At 60.6% G+C, this 20,466-nt stretch carries 14 protein-coding genes; 6 read left to right on the top strand and 8 right to left on the bottom strand.

The window, feature by feature from the left end:
• Positions 1-177 precede the first annotated feature (177 nt).
• Together WLY71_RS05090 and WLY71_RS05085 are read left to right on the top strand one after the other, a co-directional pair.
• Positions 178-1,134 carry an alpha/beta hydrolase gene (locus tag WLY71_RS05090; RefSeq protein ID WP_347802734.1) on the top strand — a complete coding sequence of 319 codons (957 nt, stop codon included), beginning with the start codon at positions 178-180 and terminating at the stop codon, positions 1,132-1,134.
• A gap of 385 nt (positions 1,135-1,519) precedes the next feature.
• Positions 1,520-1,882, top strand: coding sequence for a DUF6124 family protein (locus tag WLY71_RS05085; RefSeq protein WP_347802733.1), 363 nt, complete (start codon positions 1,520-1,522; stop codon positions 1,880-1,882).
• A gap of 236 nt (positions 1,883-2,118) precedes the next feature.
• Here the strand turns inward: WLY71_RS05085 and WLY71_RS05080 are convergent, their stop codons facing one another.
• From WLY71_RS05080 to pvdM, 5 genes are all read right to left on the bottom strand, one after another.
• Positions 2,119-4,584, bottom strand: a complete 2,466-nt coding sequence (locus tag WLY71_RS05080; protein ID WP_347802732.1) for a TonB-dependent siderophore receptor — start codon at positions 4,582-4,584, stop codon at positions 2,119-2,121.
• A gap of 299 nt (positions 4,585-4,883) precedes the next feature.
• Positions 4,884-6,533 (bottom strand): cyclic peptide export ABC transporter, encoded by a 1,650-nt coding sequence (locus WLY71_RS05075; protein WP_008152240.1) that lies wholly within the window; start codon positions 6,531-6,533, stop codon positions 4,884-4,886.
• A 216-nt stretch (positions 6,534-6,749) separates the two neighbouring features.
• Positions 6,750-7,628 (bottom strand): dihydropyoverdine dehydrogenase, encoded by an 879-nt coding sequence (gene pvdO / locus WLY71_RS05070; protein WP_347802731.1) that lies wholly within the window; start codon positions 7,626-7,628, stop codon positions 6,750-6,752.
• Between the two features lie 150 nt (positions 7,629-7,778).
• A complete protein-coding gene (pvdN, locus tag WLY71_RS05065) occupies positions 7,779-9,059 on the bottom strand; it encodes a pyoverdine-tailoring periplasmic protein PvdN (RefSeq protein WP_347802730.1) in 1,281 nt (426 codons plus the stop codon).
• Positions 9,060-9,089: 30 nt separating this feature from the next.
• Positions 9,090-10,439: a pyoverdine-tailoring dipeptidase-like protein PvdM gene (gene pvdM / locus WLY71_RS05060; RefSeq protein ID WP_347802729.1), complete on the bottom strand. Its 1,350-nt coding sequence runs from the start codon at positions 10,437-10,439 to the stop codon at positions 9,090-9,092.
• Between the two features lie 280 nt (positions 10,440-10,719).
• Here pvdM and pvdP point away from each other — a divergent pair, with 280 nt between their 5' ends.
• Entirely contained in the window at positions 10,720-12,339 is a 1,620-nt protein-coding gene (gene pvdP, locus WLY71_RS05055) for a pyoverdine maturation tyrosinase PvdP (protein ID WP_347802728.1), read from the top strand.
• A 139-nt stretch (positions 12,340-12,478) separates the two neighbouring features.
• Here pvdP and WLY71_RS05050 read toward each other — a convergent pair whose 3' ends face one another.
• Genes WLY71_RS05050 through WLY71_RS05040 form a run of 3 tightly spaced genes read right to left on the bottom strand, consistent with a single transcriptional unit; the run spans position 12,479 to position 17,027 of the window.
• A complete protein-coding gene (locus WLY71_RS05050; protein WP_347802727.1) occupies positions 12,479-13,873 on the bottom strand; it encodes an efflux transporter outer membrane subunit in 1,395 nt (464 codons plus the stop codon).
• A 7-nt stretch (positions 13,874-13,880) separates the two neighbouring features.
• Positions 13,881-15,854, bottom strand: coding sequence for a MacB family efflux pump subunit (locus WLY71_RS05045; RefSeq protein WP_347802726.1), 1,974 nt, complete (start codon positions 15,852-15,854; stop codon positions 13,881-13,883).
• Entirely contained in the window at positions 15,855-17,027 is a 1,173-nt protein-coding gene (locus tag WLY71_RS05040; protein ID WP_347802725.1) for an efflux RND transporter periplasmic adaptor subunit, read from the bottom strand.
• A gap of 441 nt (positions 17,028-17,468) precedes the next feature.
• Here WLY71_RS05040 and WLY71_RS05035 point away from each other — a divergent pair, with 441 nt between their 5' ends.
• The 3 genes from WLY71_RS05035 to WLY71_RS05025 form a co-directional block, all read left to right on the top strand.
• Positions 17,469-17,951 (top strand): sigma-70 family RNA polymerase sigma factor, encoded by a 483-nt coding sequence (locus tag WLY71_RS05035; RefSeq protein ID WP_046048427.1) that lies wholly within the window; start codon positions 17,469-17,471, stop codon positions 17,949-17,951.
• A 146-nt stretch (positions 17,952-18,097) separates the two neighbouring features.
• On the top strand, positions 18,098-19,435 hold the full coding sequence (locus WLY71_RS05030; RefSeq protein WP_347802724.1) for a lysine N(6)-hydroxylase/L-ornithine N(5)-oxygenase family protein: 1,338 nt from the start codon (positions 18,098-18,100) through the stop codon (positions 19,433-19,435).
• 522 nt (positions 19,436-19,957) lie between these two features.
• Positions 19,958-20,466: cation-transporting P-type ATPase (locus WLY71_RS05025; RefSeq protein ID WP_347802723.1), on the top strand; the 509-nt coding region annotated here is incomplete at its 3' end.

Below are 20,466 nucleotides of genomic sequence, written 5' to 3'. Positions count from 1 at the left end.
GGGAGCACCACGGTCCCCTGTAGGAGCTGTCGAGTGAAACGAGGCTGCGATCTTTCGATCTTGTTTTTTAAGATCAAGATCAAAAGATCGCAGCCTCGTTTCACTCGACAGCTCCTACACAAGCGTCGTTCGTATCAGGATTTTGTATTGACCTCTTTGTGTAGAAGGATTCGTCCCATGGCTGTGTTGCCAGAACTTGAAGCATTTCTAGAACTCGCCGAGTTCGGCCGGATGACCGGCAAGAGTCGCGCGATGCATGAACAGTCGCCGCAACAGGCGCGGATCGATTTCGAAGCGTCGTCGGGGTTTCTCGATGTGCCGCTGGACAGCGTTGCCTGCGAAGACTTCACCATCGCCGCGCGAGATGGCCACAGCCTGTCGGCAAGGGTGTATCGCGATGGGCAAACGGTCGATGGGCTGCAACCGGTGGTGTTGTATTTTCATGGCGGCGGCTATGTGGTCGGCAGCCTCGATTCCCATGATGCGCTGTGCCGGCGGCTGGCCTCCCAAGGCGGATTTGCCTTGTTGACGGTGGATTATCGACTGGCGCCGGAATGGCGGTTCCCGACGCCGGTGCAAGATGCCTGCGATGCGGGGAACTGGCTGGTGCGCGAGGGCGCGGCACATGGCCTGGACGCAACGCGAGTGGCCGTGGCCGGTGACAGCGTGGGTGCGACGCTGGCGACAGTGTTGTCGATCATGGCGGTGCGTGAACCTGAGGAACTGGCGTTGAAACCGAAGGCGCAATTGCTGGTGTACCCGGTGACGGATGCCACGACCAAGCGCGCCTCGCATCGGGACTTTGCAGAAGGGTACTTGCTGGAGACGCCGACGCTGGATTGGTTCTATGCGCATTACTGGCGTACGCCAGAGGATCTGGCTGATTGGCGCTGCTCGCCGTTGCTGGCGGAGGATCTGTCAGGCGTGGCGCCAGCACTGGTGTACTTGGCCGGGCATGATCCGTTGCATGACGAAGGGTTGGCGTATGCCGAGCGGCTGCGTGCTGCCGGGAATGAGGTGACGTTGCTGGAACAGCCTGGAATGACCCATGACTTTTTGCGTATGGCGGGGTTGTTGGGAGAGGTTGAGGGGATTCATGCGGAAGTGGCGGATTGGGTGCGTTCGCGGCTTTGATCTGAAGTCTGGCTCAGATCGTTAAACGTCGTTTGATCGCGCTTGTTTAATTCCCCGCAGCGTTACTTCATGAAAGCTACAACGCCTTGCGTCGTTGCCTACAGTTACGCCAGAATCCGCCGGCTTGTGCGCCTTGGGGCTGCTCGGTAACTTGGTTCCCGTCACTGATTGTCAGTGATTGGGTTTAGTAGCCCGGCTAAGGTAATTGCGGTCGCATGAGCATCATCAGTCAGGTTTCCGCCTGCGCTTGATGGTAGCTGTGCGCATGGCGTCCTCGGACGCGCCGGTTTTTGCTTACCTTTCCGGTCTACTAACTTGCGCACAGCTGCCACCCTTTCGTGTAGTAGCGAGATGGTTGCGGCCCAACTACCAAAGGGAAGCATCTATGTTCAAACCGATACCGAATCCGCCGGACACCGATCCGGCATCCCCGTACGAAAGCCCCGATTCAAAAAAACTCCACGAAGCCGCCGACCGCGCCCTCGATTACCACCTCAACGCTGCCGCTTTCATCAACGCCACCCCACGCAAACTCAGCACCATGTTCATCGTCAACCCGCAGCTCGATACCGAAACCCTGCTGGCCCATGCGTGCGAGTCGCTGGCATCGGCCAATGTCATGGCCATGGATCTGGCGGACCATATGGATGGGCCAAGTCGAAATTCCCTGCTGGGCATTGCGCAAGTCATCATGCTGGGGGAGCTGGCGGTGAACCGGGCGCTGGATAGGCTTGATCCGTCTGACTAGTTACTGCCGGGTTTTTGTGTTTGATCAGTGGGATCTCTGGAGGGGCGACTACCTATATCGCGAGCAAGCTCGCTCCCACAATTGATCTAGGTCGTACGTAGGTGTTGTATCCACCCAAGATCCACTGTGGGAGCGAGCTTGCTCGCGATATAGGCATCACAGTCGACACAAATCTCACAGCCATAAAAAATGCCCGTATCTCATGACACGGGCATTTTTCATTTCAGCTCAGCAACTCAGAAATCATACTTCGCGGTGAGTTGCAGGTTACGTGGCTCGCCGTAGAGCGTGGTATCGAAGTTGCCCAGGCCCGTCAGGTACGTCTTGTCGAATACGTTTTTGGCATTGACGGTGAAGCTCAGGTGTTCGTCGACCTGGTAACGGGTCATCAGGTCCACGAGGGTGTAGCCGCCTTGCTTGATCTGGGTGTAGTCGCCCACGGTAGGGCTGTAGATCTTGCCGTAGAAAGCGCTCTGCCAGCTGACGCCGCCACCGACGGTGAACTTGTTCAGGATGCCTGGCAGACGGTAGGTCGTGAACGTACGCACGAGGTGTTCCGGCCGGGTAGTGGACAGCGGGTATCCGAAGATGCGTTGCTCATCCTGGTCACGGGTACGGGCGTAGGTGTAGCCGGCGGACAGGTTCCAGCCTTCGGCCAGTTCACCCGCCAGTTCCAGTTCCACGCCTTTGGTGGTAGCGCCGTCGATGGCTTTGTAAATGCCTTCGTTGGTGACCGGGTTAGTGCCGATCGATTCGGCGACGTTGTCCTGCTCGATGCGGAAGAAGGCCAGGCTGGCGTTCAATTTGCCTTCAAAGTAAGCCGCTTTCAGACCGGTTTCGTAGGCGTTGCCTTCCACCGGTTCCAGGGTCGAGCCATTGGCGTCCTTATAGATTTGTGGCTGATAGATATTGGTGTAACTGGCGTAGGCCGAGTACGTATCGTTCAGGTCATAGACCACGCCGGCATACGGTGTGACGACGCCATGTTCCTTGTAGCTGGCGTGAGTGTCGCTCAGGGTGCCGCCCGGATAGTAGGAGTAATCCTCGTTGTACTTGAAGGTGCTCAAACGGCTGCCGAGGATGAACGACAGATCGTCGGTCGGACGCAGGCGCGTGGCCAGGTAAATACCGTTTTGGCTTTGGGTGCGTTCGTATTTGCCGTTTTTCGGGAACTCCTGTTTAGGCAGATTGCCTTCCCAGTCATAGATGCTGCCCGGGACCATTTCGAAGGCGCTGGTGTCGTATGTCGAGCCGGTCTGGCGCGAGTGCGATGCCATGACTCCGGCAACCACTTCGTGTTCGCGACCGCCGAGGGTGAACGGGCCGGAGACGTTTACGTCAGCGGTGTTCTGCACGCGATGACCTTCCCAGCGACCCCAGTAAAGGAACATGCCTTCACCGGTGGTGCGGTCCGGATTGCCGCCGCTGGCCGAGGCCAGTTGGGTGTCGTGATCGGTAGTTTTCTGGTCCAGGCTGACTTTGAGTTTCCAGTCATTGGCCAGCGCTTGTTCCAGCGAGGCGAAGTAAGTGGTGCTCTCGAAATCACGACGGCTCCAGTCGGCGCCTGGGTTGAAACTGCGAGAGAAGTCGGTACGGCCGCCATCGGAGAAGTACGTCGGGTTACCCGTCCAGGATGTACCGCGCGGGGTGGCGCTGGATTTGTCGATGCCGAAGGTCAGCAGGGTGTCGTCCGTGAGGTCGGCTTCGAGGATGCCGTAAAACAGGTCTTTTTTCTGGCTGTAATGATCCAGGTAAGAGTTGGCGTCCTGATAGGTGCTCACGAAGCGACCACGCACGTTGCCGGAATCGGTCAGCGAGCCGGAAATATCGCCTTCTGCGCGGTATTTATCCCACGAGCCGGCGGTGGCGCTGACCGAGGCCTTGAATTCCTTGGTCGGCTTCTTGCGGATCAGGTTGACCGTGGCGGAAGGGTCGCCGGTGCCGGTCATCAGGCCGGTAGCGCCTTTGATGACCTCGATATGGTCCAGGCTGGCAGTGTCGTCGCTGTTATTTGGGTTTTCACCGTAAACACCGTCGTAGATGGTGTTTACGCCATCGTACTGAAAGTTGGTAATGGCCTGGCCACGGGCGGAAAACTCGGTACGGTCGCTGTCGTACTTCTGCGACGAAATGCCGGGGGTATTGCGCAAGGCGTCGCCGACACTTTGTACACCGCGATCGTCCATTTGCTGACGCGTCACCACGGTCACCGATTGCGGCGTTTCACGCAGGGTCAGCGGCAGCTTGGTCGCGGTGGTGGTCGCGCCGGTGGTGTAGGAACCGGTGTCTTCAGTGGTCAGGCCCAGGGCCTGGCCGGAAATGGTGGTTGCGCCCAGTTGCAGGCTCGAGCCGCCGCCGGATACCAGCGTGACGGTATTACCGCTGATCTGGAACGAAATGCCGGTGCCTTTCAGCAGGGCGGCGAGGGCGTCGGACGGTTCCAGTGAACCGGACACCGCGCGGGACTTGATCCCTGCAACCTGATCCGGGCTGTAGAGGATTTGCAGGTTGGTCTGCATGCCCAGTTCGGTCAGCGCGTTGGAAAGCGATTGACCTGCAATGTTCACTTTTACCGGTGCAGCATTGGCCATCGAGCTCCCCAGCAAGGTGGCGGTCAGCAGTACGCTGGTGAACAGGGTGCGATGCAAAGTCGGGCGCTGTACGGCCAGCGCGAGAGGTGTGCGGCGTGTTTGAGGTCGCATTACGTACCTGAGCTCCTGAAAAAGTGTTGTGCAGAGTTTTTGTTAATAGGAATGATTATTAGACGCAGCGCGAACGTAAAACCGGAAAGAAACCCGTTAAATAAATTTATGAAGGCCGCCGCAACGCGATCTATGTAGCAGCTGGCGAAGCCTGCGTTCGGCTGCGAAGCAGTCGTAAAACCAGAATCCGCGGTGCATCAGGAAGACCTCGTGAGCTGAATTGGCGACTGCTGCGTCCGAACGCGGCCCGAACCGAACGCAGGCTTCGCCAGCTGCTACACAGACCTCGGTTTTCTGTTTCAGGCGGGGGCCAGTTCGGTGACGACCCGTCCGCTTTCCATGCGCACCAGTTGGTCCGCCACGTCGAAATAACGGTCATCGTGGGAGATCACGATGATGGTCTTGCCCAGACGCTTGAGGTCCGGCAGCAGCTCGGTGTAGAAAATCCGGCGGAAGGTCGGGTCCTGATCGGCCGCCCATTCATCGAACACCAGCACCGGACGCTCCTCCAGCCAGGCATTGACCAAGGCCAGGCGTTTGCGCTGGCCGGTGGAGAGGTCGGTGGTGGTGAAGTTGCCGTCCTTGACGCTGACCTTGTGCGCGATCTCCAGCCGTTGCAGGTATTTGTTGGCGTCTTCGGGGATGTGCGTATCGCCCTGGACCACGTCGTCGAACAGGTAATAGTCGGCAAAAATGGTGGTGAACAACTGGCGATAGTCATCGCGGTTGGCGGCGTCGATCACTTCGCCGTTGACGTGGATTGCACCCTGCTGCGGCGTGTACAGGCCCAGCAGCAGTTTGATCAGCGTGGTCTTGCCGCACCCGTTCTCGCCGACAATAAAGGTGATGTCGCCTTGCTTGATCGTCAGGTTGACCGGCCCTAGCTGGAACGGTGCAGCACCTTCGGCAGCCGGGAAGCTGAAACGTACATCGGCCAGTTTCAGTTCGTGTACTGCTTGCTTGACGTTGCCTTTATCGCTGAGCAGCAGATGAGGTTCCGGGGTGGAAAACTGCTCCGACAATTCGGCGATGCGGCGGAAGGCGATCTGCGCGCGGCTGACGATGGGCAGGGTGCTGATCAAATGCTCGAGCGGGCCTTTCATATAAAGCAACACCAGCACGAAGCCGCTCATCACGGTTTTGTCGGCACTTGGCCAAAAGGTTTGCAGGGCCAGGGCCAGGCCGATGACCACGAAGAACAGCATCGAGCCGAAGGTCTTGGCAATGACGAACGTATTGATCGAACGCACCTGGGTGTTGCAGATGAATTCCGCCGTAGCCTTGATGCCCGAGACGAACATACGCTGGCGGCGTGGACGATGAATGCGCAATTCCTTGGCGCCTTCGGCAATCGCGTTGTAGTGCTTTTGCAGCTCATCTTCGGCCTCCCGGGCGGCCATGAAACCCTGAACACCTTTGCTCTGGGCGTAGGCCTGAATCGCCGTGCCGATCAGGATCGCAGCGACCATGATCAGGAACATCGGCCACGACAGAATGGCCAGGTAGCCCATGCAACCCAGGGTCACGGTGACGGAAATCGCCAGCGGCGCGAAAGCGAAAGCGAAGTCGCTGATGGTGTCGACGTCGTGGGTCAGCACCGGAATCAGACGGTGGCTGCGATAGCGCTCGATTTGTTCGATCGGTGCCGACAGGACCTTTTCACCCAGCTGTTTACGCAGCTTGGCGATGATGTGTTGACCCACATAGTTGGTGCCAATGTCCGAGCAGATCGAACTGGCCAGTGCCAGCAGGCACAGACCGGCGAACAGGGCGACCACGCCCTGGGTCAGGCCGGTGTCCGAATGCAGGGCGTTGTTGATGGTCGCCAGCAATACCGTGACGCTCAGGCCGCCGACCATGCCCAGGAAAATGGATGCGGCGACGATGAGCCGAAAGGGTTTCAACAGGGCGAACAATTCGCCGATGGCGCCACGGGTAGGCTGGGTCATGGAAGACAGTTCCTTGGGTCGTAAAGGCAGATACCCAGTAGAACGTCTGGTGGAAGGCTTAATTTAGAAGGGCGCCGACTGGCGGCGATCGCGACTCAAACACATGACCCTGTGGGAGCGAGCTTGCTCGCGATAGCGGACTGACAGTCGACATATCTATCGACTGTGATGCAGTCATCGCGAGCAAGCTCGCTCCCACAGGATTGGGGGTGTGTCTTAGAGGTCACGCACGATACGGAATCCCATCCAGTCGCCGCGCTCTTGTGGGTACTGGCTGTTGCGGTTGCCGGAGCGGGAGAACACCGGTGCTTCACCCCAGTCGTTGCCGCGAATCCGCACGGCTTCGCAAGTGGGCTCGACCCAGGCGCTGCCATCGGTGGGGGCACCGACGTAATCAGGGTGTTCGCAGTCTTCTACCCATTCGTAAACGTTGCCATGCATGTCGTACATGCCGAAGGCATTCGGCGGGTAGCTGCCCACTGGCGAGCTGTAGCTGTAACCGTCCGCCGGGCCATAGGTGTTGGCGTGCTTGGCGATGCTGTATTCCTTGCCCTCATCGAACGGGAAGGGGAACGGCCCTTTGCTGCCGCCGCGCGCGGCATATTCGCGTTGGGCTTCGCTGACCATGTGGTACGTCTGCCCGGTCTTTTTCGACAGCCAGGCGACGTAGTTCTTCACGTCATCGAAGTTCATGCACACCGCCGGCTGACGCGGACTTTGCGGATAGCGCGGCTTGCTGGCGACGCACTCGCGACCCGGCCGGGTGTCGCCATTGGCGATGGTCACGCCACTCTCGCGCACGTAGCTGTCCCATTCACCGGCGGTGACCTGGAAGCGGCTCATGGCGAACGGCTTGGCGAAGGTCACCTCGTGCATCGGACTTTCATCAGGCTCGCGCCCGACTTCGTCATCGGGGGTGCCCATGGTGAAGGTGCCGGCGGGCAGCACGACCATTTCCGGGCAGTCCCGGCAGTCCTTGAACACTTTGCCCGGTTGCGCGGGTGCCGCGGCTTGCGCGGTAACAGGCAGCAGGCCGGCCATGAGGGCTGTCAGTGTGAGTGCCTTGAGCGGCAGGGTCAGCAGATCACGGTTCATGAATCATCTCGATATAAAAAACGGGTGTCACGCCAGGCCCAATGTGGGAGTGAGCCTGCTCGCGATTGGGCCATCAAATTCAACATTGATGGTGACTGATCCACCGCTATCGCGAGCAGGCTCGCTCCCACAGGGTTCTGCGTCATGGCGTCAGGAGGTCTTGCTCAGCAGCGCCATGAAACGGTCGATATCGTTCTCGGTATTGAGCAGGCCGGGGGCGATGCGGATCACCGGGCCGACGTCGCGGTCCACCGAGTCGCAGACCACGCGGTTTTCCATCAGTTGGGCGGCGACTTTTTCACAGTCCCGATCCTTGATCCGGAAGAAGGTAAAACCGGCCGACAGGTCCGGGCTCTTTGGCGTCACCAGCTCGATCTGCGGGTGTTCCAGCAAGCGGTTTTTCGCATAGGTATTGAGCGCGTGGATGCGCGCCTGCACCTCGGCCTTGCCCAAGTCCAGGTGCAGCTTGAAAGCCTCATTCAGGGCCCAGCGATGCTCAAAGCTGTGATAGCCGCCGGGGGTCATGGTGGTTGAAAAAGTGGTGGCTTCGGAGAACGTCGGGATGGTCGGCGTCACGTCCTTGAGCTCGGTCGAACGGGCGCAGATGATCCCGGTACCGCGCGGGCCGAACATCCATTTGTGCGTGCCGGCGATGAAGAAATCGCAGTGCATGTCGGGGAAGTCGAGGTCCTCGACGCCGAAGCCATGGACGCCGTCGACCACATACAGCATGCGGTCCTTTTCTGCGCGGTTGCGGTTCTGCTCGTCCACCAGTTTGCCGATCTCGCCGATGGGCAGTTTCACGCCGCTGCCCGATTGCACCCACGTCATGCCGAGCACTCGGGTTTCGGGGCGAATGCCTTTGGCAATCGAGCCCAGCACTTCATCCACGGAAATGCTGTGGCTGTCCTCGAACAGCTTGAGCTTGCGAACCTTGACGCCGTCCTTTTGCTGGCGGTAAGCCAGGGCATAGTTCGTCGCGTAATGTTCGTGTTCGCTGGTGAGGATTTCCTGATCGGGGCGCACATGAATACCGCCGTAGATCAGTGAGAGGCCTTCGGTGGTGCTGCCGGTGAGGGCGATCTGCTCGGGCTTGGCCTTGAGGTAGCGACCGGCCCAGACGCGCACTTCCTGCTCGCGTTTTTCGGTTTCCCCCAGGTCCCAGTCCATGGCCCGGCCGGGGTTGCGGTCGAGGTTGGCGCGGTGCATGTCGATCGCTTCACGCACCGGTCTTGGGTGCGAAGTCACCAGAAAGTTGGCGAAGTGCAGGTAGTCCGGGTCCTGATTGAACATCTGGCGTAGTTGCGCCCATTTATCCTTGGGCAGCGGCGCCGGATGGGCGGCCAGCGCCGGCAGGTTCACGGCAGCACCCAGGGGCAGGCCGGCCGCGAGAATACCGGCCTGCTTGAGGAATGAACGACGGTTGGTCATGAGCTCGGTTCGCTTTTGCAAAAGAGGGGGTCAGTTTTTCGCCACAGGTTTGGAGGACTTCTGCACCTGGTCCCAGACCCGCAGGAAGTTGCCGCCCCAGAGCTTGGCGATATCGGCTTCGCCATAGCCGCGACTGATCAGCTCGGCCGTTACGTTGCGTGCCTCGCTGACGTCTTTCCAGCCGTCCAGACCTCCGCCGTCGTTGAAGTCGGAACTGATGCCGACGTGGTCGATGCCGATTTTCTTCACCGCGTAGTCGATTGCGTCGCCGTAGTCCTTGAGCGTGGCCTTGGGCTCCTCGTCGACGATGGCATAGAGCTGACTGGCGTACTCGCCGAAACGTTGCTCGGACCAGACGGTGATCACCGGGTCCCCCGGCATCAGCGCCATCTCCAGGCCTTGCAGCGGTTGCAGGTCAAAGCGTGCGCGCAGAGCGTTGAGTTTGTCCTGGGTGGCCTGGCTGAGTGGGCGGATGTAGGTCGGGAAACCGACGATCTGCACTACGCCGCCGCTGTTCTTGATCAGCTGCATTTCCTGGTCGCTGAGGTTGCGCGGGATGTCCACCAACCCTCGCGGTGCCGAGTGGGACGCGACCATCGGCGCACGGCTCAGCTGGGCAACTTGCTCCAGCGCCTTGGTCGACATCTGCGAAACGTCGATGATCACGCCAAGGTCGTTGAGGCGGTGCACGGCCTGCTGGCCAATCTCCGAGAGGCCGCCGAGGGCGTCGCGGGAATCGTTGAAAAACGGCAACGGCCGGGATGAGTCAGCCCAGGCGTTGTTGCCCACATAGCTGAAGCCGAACATGCGCATGCCGCGGGCTGCCCACTTGTCCAGGGCGTTCAGGTCGTTGCCCAGCGGATAGGCGTTGAGCATGCTCATGAAGATCGCGAACTTGCCTTCGCCATGCAGGCGTCGGAAGTCGTCGGGGGTGTAGGCGATGGCAACCTGATTGGGGAAGTCGCGAACCAGTGTGCTGATGATTTTGTAGCGGGTTTCCTGCTCGAACCGTGCTTCGTCGACGAAACCGGCGGTTGGGCGGTGCGGGGCGTTGGCACCGTTCCAGATTTCCGGCCAGCCAAAGATGGTCAGCGCCGCGCCGGACAACCGTCCACGCCCGGTTTTGACCAGGTCGAACTGCCCGGTGCCGTCCTTGTCCGCTTCATTGCCGGCGGTGCCGAAGTCCAGCGGGACGGTGACGTGGCTGTCGAAGGAGAGGATCCGCTCGTGCAGCTCATCGGCCTGTTTCATCACCTTGACCGGGTACCCGGGATTATCCTTGAACCAGTAATCCCAGGCCGCAAAGCCTGCACCGGCGCTGATCGCCAGGGCCAGCGGCAGGCCGATGTAAAGAGCCTTTTTCGAACGTGGTTTTGTCATTGCCGTCTCAGTCAGGTTCGCCGTTGGGTGCAGGCACAGGGGCCTTAGCTATCTGGGAAGAACGAGTGACCGACCAGGAAATTTAGATCTCCCCCGAAAAGATCGTCCGAACGCGGCCCGAACCTTCGGCAGCTCCTGCATTGGGGCTGCGTACACCTGTAGGAGCTGCCGAAGGTTCGGGCCGCGTTCGGACGATCTTTTCGAGGCACCATAAATTTCGGAGGGCAACAAACGTTCTAGCTTGGATAAAGCCTGCTTCATGGCTGACACAGGTAGGGCAATGACGATTTCTCGACGATGGTTCATGGCAGGCCTGGCGCTGACCGGCGCCGCCGTGCCTGCGGCTTTTTATGGGCATCGTGAATGGACGATAGCGGATCCGACGATCACCCCCGGCGAAGCGTCATTCGATGTCGCGGATGTCGCTAGCCAGCACTTGGCGAACACCTTGCGCGGTGTCTGGCAGATCCGTTTCGAGGGGCCTGACGCCGGCATCGAAGGACTGCCACGGGACGGGCTGGAGGTGTTCCTCGACATCGGCCACAAAGGTCGCGGTTTGAGCGGGTTCCTCGACACCGCCGAGCGTTTGCGCTCGAACGAAACGCCGCGTTACCGGGTGCTCGGCGATCTGGCCGGCGCCAAACCGACGCAATTGAGCTGGCGATTGCTCAGCGCCAGCGGCACAGCGGATTACGAATTCAGCCTGTTGCTGGACGAAGTCTGGGCCGGTTTCGGCAATGCTGGCAGCGGCACCCTCAGTGGTCGGGTGGTGAATCTGGACCGTCCGCTAATGCTGACCGCCCAGGACAATCGCTTCATTGCCGTTAAACGCGTGTTCCCCGAAGCCCGCGAGCGAACCGGTCTCAATCCGACGCTGCTGGCCTGGCTGGTTTCACCCGAGCATCGGCTGTTTCACCAGCTCTGGCATGCCTCCCGGGACAAATGGCACACGCTGTCCGAAGACAAACACGCAGCCCTGCGCGGCATTGGTTGGCAGCCTGGCCCGCGCGACAAGGAGCGTGATGCGCGTGGCGCGCGCAAGGATCGTAACGGCTCAGGCGTGGATTTCTTCTTCATGCACCGGCACATGCTAGGCAAGGCGCGCTCCCTGCAGGACTTGCCGTCCTGGCAACACTTCCCATTGCCACAGCCGGAACTGGCGCGTGATCGCGTTGGGTTCGCCCGTTATTTCGACAACCATGACGGCACCGCGCTGCCACCTACCTGGCTGGCCGACGACGATGCCGAGTACTCGCAATGGGTCAGCGACATCAAGACCGCCGAGACCTACCACAGCAATTTCCAGGTCTGGGAATCGCAGTACCGGGATCCGCGTTATCTGTCGAAATTGACCTTGGGTCAGTTCGGCTCAGAGGTGGAGTTGGGGCTGCACGACTGGCTGCACATGCGCTGGGCCTCGGTGCCGCGTGATCCGTCAAACGGCCAGCCCGTGCCCTTTGCCCGGGATCCGGCGGACTTTTCCGCGCGTTGGTATGCGCCGGAAAATGACTTCCTCGGCGATCCGTTTTCGTCTCATGTAAACCCGGTGTTCTGGCATTTTCACGGCTGGATCGATGATCGACTGGAAGACTGGTTCCGGGCGCACGAGCGCTTTCATCCGGGGGAGGTCAGTCGGCTCGAGGTCAATGGCGTGGCGTGGTTTGCGCCTGGGCGTTGGGTCGAGATCGACGACCCGTGGCTCGGCCCGAGCACCCATGGTTGCAGCACCACGCCGGGGTTACAGGCCGGCAAGTCGGTGGAGATGGACCCGGAAACCATGAAGCTGGCGTTGCGGATTACCTTTGGTGATGACGAGAAGAAACTGGCGGATCTGTTCCGCAAAGTGCCGCAGAGGCCTTGGTATGCGCGGCATTTGAAGGCCAAACCGATTACCAGTTAATCAATAAGACCGCGTTATCGTTCAATCGCGGGCAAGCCCGGCTCCCACAGGTTATGCGTCGTGCCCAAAATATGCGGCACACATAAAACCCTGTGGGAGCCGAGCTTGCTCGCGATGGCGGATTCACTGGCGCCGCAAATTACAACGCTTGCCACCCGCCGCCGAGCGCCTTGTACAGCGCAATACTCGCCTGCAACCGCGACAACCGCAGCTGCACATTCAAATCCTGCGCCGCATACAGCGTGCGCTGTGTCTCCAGCACCGTCAGCAAATCCTCGGCACCGGCCTGATAACGGCTTTGCGCAATGTTGAATGCCGTCTGCGCCTGGTTCAGCTCTTCACCTTGCCACTGCCGCTGCTCGTCCAGACCGCGAATGCTGTTCAACGCTTTTTCCACATCGGCGAAGCCATTGATGATCGCCCCGCGGTACGTCTCCAGTAGTTCTTCCTGACGGGCCGTGGCCTTGTCGCGCTCGGCGCTCAGGCGACCATTGTTGAAGACCGGTGCGAGCAGTCCGGCGGTGAGGTTGTAGAAAGGGTTGCGCAGGATGTCGGCGGCGCGGTCGGCACCGGAGCCGATATCTGCGCTCAGGGTTACGGCCGGCAACATGGCGGCGCGGGCGACGGTGACGTCGGCTTGTGCGGCGGCCAATTGCGCTTCGGCGCGGGCGATGTCCGGGCGACGGCTGATCAGTTCACTGGGCACGCCCGCTGCGATGGTCGGCCATGACAGTTGATCAAAGCGTTCCTGACCCAAAGACAATTCCTGCACCGGCCGGCCAAGCAGGGCGGCGAGGCTGATCTGTGCGTCCTGAGCCTGTTGCTGCACCAACGGCAATTGCCGCTGTTGCGCGGCGACCAGGCTCTTCTGCTGCGCCAGTTCCAGCGCGGTTGCCGAGCCTGAGTCAAAACGCGTCTGCACCAGTTTCAATACATTTTGCGCGTTCGCCAGATTCAGCTCGGCGATGCGACTTTGCTCACGCAACGACAAGCTTTGCGCGTAGCTGTTGGCCACACCGCTGAGCAGCGTCAACTCCACTGTCGCCTGATCGAATTCGCTGGCCTGCAAGCCGAATTGCGCACGGTCGCGGGAGGCGCGTTGGCCGCCCCAGAAGTCGACTTCGTAACTGGCGCTGAGGTTGGCGTCGAAGTAATCCACGGCCTTGTTGCTGCTGTCGGCATCCAATTGGCTGTAGCCGTTGCCGCGCAGCAACTTCTGGCGATTGGCATTCAGGGCGGCCGTGACCTCAGGCAGTAGCGTGCCGCCGGCGACGACCGTATCGGCCTGAGCCTGGCGCACCCGAGCGATGGCGGCGGCCAGGTCGTAACTGCCGACCCGGGCCTGTTCGATCAGGCGATCAAGCTCCGGGCTGCCGAACTGCGTCCACCATTGCAGGTTGCTGCGAGTAGCGCTTTGAGTGTGTGGCGATTGCCAGGCGGCGGGCGGCTGGAGGCCGCTGTCCGGACGCTGGGCGGGACTGCCGCAGGCGCCGAGCAACAGGCATAGGGTCAGCAGGCTGAGTTGCGGCTTCATAGATCGATCATTCACTGGTAAGGGCCGTGACCGGGTCGAGTCGGGCAGCTTTGCGGGCCGGCATGAAGCCGAAGACAACACCGGTGACCAGGGCGCAGCCGAAGGCGCCGAGTACCGCTATCAAGGAGAACGCGACGGCGACTTCGCTGAGGATCAGCACGCCGCCGACGATCAGTGCCAGGGCGATTCCGGCGAGCCCGCCGACCACCGAAAGCATCACCGCTTCGGTGAGGAACTGGCGCAGGATGTCGCGTTGTCGGGCACCGGTAGCCATGCGGATACCGATTTCGCGGGTGCGTTCGCGCACGGTCATGAGCATGATGTTCATCACGCCGATCCCGCCCACCAGCAACGAAATCGCTGCAATCGAGCCGAGCATCAGCGACAGCGTATTTTGCGTGCGTGCCTCGGCCTGAATCATTGCGGCGTTGTTGGTCAGCTCGAAATCCTTCTTGCCGTTGTGCAGGCGCAGCATCAATTGCTCGATGGCTTTTTCCGTCTCTTTGACCTTGCGCGCATCGGCGGCGGCGATGGCCACGTATTCGGGGTTGTGGGTGCCGAACAGCCGCACGCTGGCAGCGGAATAGGGGATAGCGATGCGGTCGTCGCTGTCGGAGTCGCCGGAGCTGGCGCCTTTTTCGGCAAGCACGCCGACCACCTGGAACGGCACGTTCTCGATCAGGATGTACTGGCCGATCGGGTTGGCGACGTCCTTGAGCAACTTGGTCCGCACCTTGTGGCCGATCACCGCGACCGCCGCCGCATTGTGTTCATCGTCCTGGGTGAAGTAGCTGCCTTCCACCACCGGCCAGTTGAAGATCGCCGGGAAATTGGTGTCGTTGCCGCCGACGTAACTCAAGTGGTCGAGGTTGCCGAAGCGCACCCCGGCCTCTTGGCCGTTGACCGGCATGATCCGTGTCACTTGCGGCAGGCTTCCCACCGCCGCGACATCATCCAGGGTGACGATGCCCAGCGGCGTTCGCGGGTTCGGTGACGAGCCACTGAGGTAAATGATGTTGGAGCCGAACGCGCCCATTTGCGCCATCACCTGACGCTTGCTGCCTTCACCGACGGCCAGCATGACTACCACCGACGCGACGCCGATGATGATTCCGAGCAGCGTCAGCGCGGTGCGAAAGCGGTTGATCCACATCACCCGCCACGCGGCTTGCACCGCATCGACCAGTTCGCCTTTCCAGGCCCCGGTGGCTTCGGCGCCTTCGGTCAGGCGCTTGCGCAGATCCACTGCTTGCAGCGCGCCAGGGTTAGCCGAGGTCTGCGCTTCGGGATTGTCCCGGGCGCTGTCGCTGATGATCAGCCCGTCGCGAATTTCGATGATGCGTTTGGCCCGTGCCGCGACTTCTCGGTCGTGGGTAATGAGGATCACCACGTGGCCCTGGCTCGCCAGTTCGTCGAGCAGGGTCATGACCTCGGCGCCGCTGTGGCTGTCGAGGGCACCGGTGGGTTCGTCGGCGAGGATGATGTGGCCGCCGTTCATCAACGCGCGGGCGATGGACACCCGTTGTTGCTGGCCGCCGGAGAGCTGGTGCGGACGGTTGCCGGTGCGTGAGGCCAGGCCGAGGCGGTCGAGCAGGGCGGCTGCGCGGGCGTGGCGTTCGGCGGCCGGAGTGCCGGCGTAGATGGCCGGCATCTCGACGTTTTCCTGGGCCGAACCGGACGGGATCAGGTGATAGCCCTGGAACACAAAGCCGAAGGCTTCGCGGCGCAGCCAGGCCAGTTCGTCACTGTCGAGTGCGGCGACGTTTTCCCCGGCGAAGCGATATTCGCCCGACGTGGGGCGGTCGAGGCAGCCGAGGATGTTCATCAGCGTCGACTTGCCGGAGCCGGAGGCACCGACGATCGCCACGAATTCCCCGGCATGGATCGACAGGTCGATGCCGCGCAGTACGTGAACTTCCGGTGAATCGCCGCCACCGTAGGCTTTGCGGATGTCGTGCAGGTCGATCAGGGGCGTCAGCATTCAGCCGCCACTCCCGTCGACCGGACCGATCAGCAGGTGATCACCTTCCTGCAAGCCGTCGAGGATCTGCACCCGCAGGCGATCGCTAATGCCGGTGCGCACGTCGCGCTGCTCGATGCGGCCGTTTTTGGCGACGACTTGTGCCGTCTGGTTTTCCGCTCCAGTGCCGGCTTGCAGGGCCGCGATGGGCGCGGTGAGGACGTTTTTCGCCTGCTCGGCGACGAAGAATACTTGCGTGGTCATTTCCGCCATCAGCGCGTTGTCGGCGTTGTCGACGTCCAGCAATACGGTGTACAGCACCACGCGAGCGCTGCCGCTTTTGCTCGAACTGGCGGGGCTGCCACCGCCCTGGCTGGTCTGGTCCAGCGGCTTGGGCGGCACCGGCAGAATCTGCCGTACGGTGCTGTTCCAGCGACGGTTGCCACCGCTGAGGGTGGTGAACCAGGCCGTCATCCCGGGTTTGACGTGACCGATGTCGGCTTCCGACACCTCGGCCCAGACGGTCATCGGCGACAACTTGGCGATGCGCAGAATCAATGGCGTCTGCTGCTGGGCGTTGAGGGTCTGGCCTTCACGGGCGTCGAGTGCGACGACGGTTCCGCTCATCGGCGCATAGATTCGGGTGTAACCCAGTTCCGCCTGATCGCTGCGCAGGCTGGCCTGGGCCTGGCGGATCTGCGCCTGGAACATGTCGATGCGGGCCTGGGTGGCGCGCAGTTCGGCCTCGGCGGTCTGCACGTCTTCTTCGCGGGTGGCGCCACCGGCCTTGAGGTTTTGCTGGCGCTGGAATTTCTGCCGGGCGAGGTCGTGCTGCGCCCGTTGTTCCTGCAGCTGTGCCTTGAGGTTTTCGATGGAGAAACGCCCGGCGTCGAGTTTGGCCTGTTGCGTGGACGGATCGATTTCCACCAGCAACTGACCTTCCTGCACCACATCGCCGACTTCCACGTGGAGCTTGTGGATCTGCCCGGACGCCTGGGCACCCACGTCGACATAGCGTCGAGGTTGCAGGGTGCCCAAGGCCGTGACGCTGCTTTCAATGTCGGCACGGGTGACCTGGACGGTGGCGAACTGGTCTCGACCGGGCGGGATGATCTGCCAGGCGGCGACGGCGATAACGGGGATCAGACAAAGTGCTACAAGCAGGGCGCGTCGGGTCTGTCGGGGACGTTTCATGCAGGGTTCCGGCCAATGAATATCGGCCCGTCGCTCAGCCTGCGCACAAAATCGGGCAACAGCAGAGCGCTGTCGGAGGGCCGACAGAGACGGGAAGCTGTCCTGTAAACGATGAAAGTACCGGGGGATTTAGCCCTCGACATATGGAGTAACACCTGTAGGAGCTGTCGAGTGAAACGAGGCTGCGATCTTTTGACTTTGATTTTTTAAGAACAAGATCAAAAGATCGCAGCCTCGTTTCACTCGACAGCTCCTACAGATGATGCAGTGTGCAGCCGCTCGATCTTGACTATTTGTCAGGCAAGGTGAAGCAATACTTTAAATCTATATGAGAATTACTATAAATTACGCACCTCGAACTGCCACTATCGTGCCACTGCCTATTTCGGCGGTCGCCGGTCTGGCTCAAGGACAGAAACCGCACCCCTGCGGCCGGGAGTCATGTTGGAAAACTACTATCGCGAGCTGGTGTGTTTTTTGAACGCCAAGCTGGGCAACCGTCAGGTGGCCGAAGATGTGGTGCATGACGCTTATCTGCGGGTATTGGAGCGGTCCAGCGACACGCCGATCGAGCAGCCTCGGGCATTCCTGTACCGCACCGCGCTCAATCTGGTGATCGACGACCATCGGCGCAATGCCCTGCGTCAGGTCGAATCGCTGGAAGTGCTCGACAACGAAGAGCGCTACTTCACCCCGTCCCCTCATCACAGCCTCGATCACGGCCAACGCCTGGAGATGCTCCAGCGTGCATTGGCGGAATTGCCACGGTTGTGCCGCGAGAGTTTCCTGCTGCGCAAGATCGATGGCCTGTCGCACCCGGAGATCGCCGAACACCTGGGCATTTCCCGGGCCCTGGTGGAGAAACACATCGTCAATGCGATGAAGCATTGCCGGGTGCGGATGCTGCAATGGGATGCCCATTGATCCGACCCGATCAATCAAGCTGCATTAAATTTTTTTTCATTGTCCTCGTTCCCTTCAACAGACGATCTGCTGTCCTGCTCAAGGCCGGTCAGGTCACTTAGGCTTACTCCCCGCTGCTTCGGGGGTTCATCCAGAGGACACTGGAAATGACACAGGCAATTGCATCGCCCATCGTTCACGACCTGATCGGCGTCGGTTTCGGCCCTTCGAACCTGGCGCTGGCCATCGCTCTGCAAGAACGCGGGCCGAGTCAGGGCGAGCTGGATGTTCTGTTTCTTGACAAGCAGGCCGACTACCGCTGGCACGGCAACACCCTGGTGACCCAGAGTGAGTTGCAGATCTCCTTCCTCAAGGACCTGGTGACCCTGCGCAACCCGACCAGCCCGTACTCGTTCGTCAACTACCTCAAGCACCACGGCCGTCTGGTGGACTTCATCAACCTGGGCACCTTTTATCCGTGCCGCATGGAGTACAACGATTACTTGCGCTGGGTCGCCGGGCAATTTGCCGAGCAGAGCCGCTACGGCGAAGAAGTGCTGACCATCGAGCCGGTGTTGCACAACCAGCAGGTCGAAGCGCTGCGGGTGATCTCGCGCGATACCCAAGGCCAGCAGCACGTTCGCACCGCCCGTTCGGTGGTGGTCAGTGCCGGCGGTACACCGCGCATTCCCGAAGCCTTCAAGGCGCTCAAGGGTGACAGCCGGGTGTTCCATCACTCCCAGTACCTGGCGCAGATGGCCAAGCAGTCGTGCGTGAACAACCAGCCGATGAGCATCGCAATCATCGGCGGCGGGCAGAGCGCGGCGGAAGCGTTCATCGATTTGAACGACAGCTTCCCGTCGGTGCAGGTGGACATGATCCTGCGTGGCTCGGCCCTGAAACCGGCGGACGATAGCCCGTTCGTCAACGAAGTGTTTTCGCCGGAGTTCACTGACCTGGTGTTCCAGCAGGCGAGCAGCGAGCGCGAGCGACTGGTCAACGAGTACCACAACACCAACTATTCGGTGGTGGACATCGACCTGATCGAACGCATCTACGGCATCTTCTATCGTCAGAAAGTGTCGGGTATCGCGCGCCATGCGTTCCGCACCCTGACCACCATTGAAAATGCCACCGCCACCGAGCGAGGCATCGAGTTGGCAGTACGCAACAACGCCACTGGCGAAGTCACCGTCCGTCATTACGACGCCGTGGTACTTGCCACCGGTTACGAGCGTCAGATGCACCGCAAACTGCTGGCGCCGCTGGAGCAATACCTGGGTGACTTCGAGGTCGACCGTAATTACAAACTGATCACCGACGAGCGCTGCAAGGCCGGTATCTATATGCAGGGCTTCTGCCAGGCCAGCCACGGCTTGAGCGACACCTTGCTGTCGATCCTGCCGATTCGTGCGGATGAGATTGCCGGTTCGATGTATGACCATGGCAAGGCACGTGGGCATGGGCGGTCGGTGATGGATTTACTGTTGGCAACTGCCAGCTAAGATTCCTTGCGCCTGATAGTCAGTCTTCGCGAGCAAGCCCGCTCCCACAATAGATCTTCGGTGAACACAGTTTTTGTGTAAGACAGAGATCAAATGTGGGAGCGAGCTTGCTCGCGATAGGGCCCTCAATAGCACCACAAATCCCGAATCCTGAACCCTTCCTGAAGAACCCCGCGATTCCCCCTCCACCCGCCTTTGCTTGGTTTACTCTCCAGAAATCGGGGCGTAAGCTTCGCGCGTTTTCAATCAATAGCGGAGACCCACAGTGGGTACTTGTTCGAGTGACAGTAGTCGGCCGGTTTCGATAACCGGCACCTTCCCGGCAAGATAACGCACAGTCTTTTGTGCCGTTGTCTCGCCGAAAAGCGAGCAGCGGCATCCCGATCGCGGCCAGTCCTGGTCCGTGTCCCGACGTCCCGCTCATCGACGCTGAACCGTGCGTGATGTTCGACTTTGTGTCGTCATCGCGGCGCATCGACACGCCTGCTTGAAGGTTTCCCGGCTGACCCTGGGGGAACTGCCATGAACCTGACCCTGCTCAAAGAATTCTTCGCCGGATTCCTGCGCACCCGTCACATCGCCCGACACTTCCGTCGACTGGCGCTGCTGGAAAACTTCACTGACACCACGGTCAGCCGCGAGGTGCCGCCCACCCTGGCGCAAACCCTGGTGAGTGCCGCCAACAGCGACACCGGCCAACTGCTGAACAACCTCGGCAGCCATACCGATGGCCTGAGCGAACTCGAAGCCGATGCACGGCGCGCGCAATACGGCCTCAACGAAGTCGAGCACGAACAGCCGCTGCCGTGGTGGACCCACCTGTGGCACTGCTACAAAAACCCGTTCAACCTGCTGCTGACGTTGCTCGCGGTCATCTCCTGGCTGACCGAAGACATGAAAGCCGCCATCGTGATTTTCTCCATGGTGGTGCTCTCGACTTTGCTGCGCTTCTGGCAGGAAACCAAATCCAACCAGGCCGCCGACGCGCTCAAGGCGATGGTCAGCAACACCGCCACGGTGTTGCGTCGGGA

This window comes from Pseudomonas rossensis, from assembly GCF_039888995.1.
In the GTDB taxonomy this organism is placed as follows: domain Bacteria; phylum Pseudomonadota; class Gammaproteobacteria; order Pseudomonadales; family Pseudomonadaceae; genus Aquipseudomonas; species Aquipseudomonas rossensis.
Note: the sequence above shows the minus strand (reverse complement) of the source record. Positions and strands in the feature narration are given on the sequence as shown.

What these genes read in the sequence shown, in the direction of transcription:
- WLY71_RS05035 (WP_046048427.1), top strand. Translation starts at nt 17,469, where the DNA reads ATGTTGGAAAACTACTATCGCGAGCTGGTGTGTTTTTTGAACGCCAAG.
- pvdO (WP_347802731.1), bottom strand. Translation starts at nt 7,628, where the DNA reads ATGAACCGTGATCTGCTGACCCTGCCGCTCAAGGCACTCACACTGACA.
- WLY71_RS05050 (WP_347802727.1), bottom strand. Translation starts at nt 13,873, where the DNA reads ATGAAGCCGCAACTCAGCCTGCTGACCCTATGCCTGTTGCTCGGCGCC.
- pvdM (WP_347802729.1), bottom strand. Translation starts at nt 10,439, where the DNA reads ATGACAAAACCACGTTCGAAAAAGGCTCTTTACATCGGCCTGCCGCTG.
- WLY71_RS05045 (WP_347802726.1), bottom strand. Translation starts at nt 15,854, where the DNA reads ATGCTGACGCCCCTGATCGACCTGCACGACATCCGCAAAGCCTACGGT.
- WLY71_RS05030 (WP_347802724.1), top strand. Translation starts at nt 18,098, where the DNA reads ATGACACAGGCAATTGCATCGCCCATCGTTCACGACCTGATCGGCGTC.
- WLY71_RS05090 (WP_347802734.1), top strand. Translation starts at nt 178, where the DNA reads ATGGCTGTGTTGCCAGAACTTGAAGCATTTCTAGAACTCGCCGAGTTC.
- WLY71_RS05085 (WP_347802733.1), top strand. Translation starts at nt 1,520, where the DNA reads ATGTTCAAACCGATACCGAATCCGCCGGACACCGATCCGGCATCCCCG.
- WLY71_RS05040 (WP_347802725.1), bottom strand. Translation starts at nt 17,027, where the DNA reads ATGAAACGTCCCCGACAGACCCGACGCGCCCTGCTTGTAGCACTTTGT.
- WLY71_RS05075 (WP_008152240.1), bottom strand. Translation starts at nt 6,533, where the DNA reads ATGACCCAGCCTACCCGTGGCGCCATCGGCGAATTGTTCGCCCTGTTG.
- pvdN (WP_347802730.1), bottom strand. Translation starts at nt 9,059, where the DNA reads ATGACCAACCGTCGTTCATTCCTCAAGCAGGCCGGTATTCTCGCGGCC.
- pvdP (WP_347802728.1), top strand. Translation starts at nt 10,720, where the DNA reads ATGACGATTTCTCGACGATGGTTCATGGCAGGCCTGGCGCTGACCGGC.
- WLY71_RS05080 (WP_347802732.1), bottom strand. Translation starts at nt 4,584, where the DNA reads ATGCGACCTCAAACACGCCGCACACCTCTCGCGCTGGCCGTACAGCGC.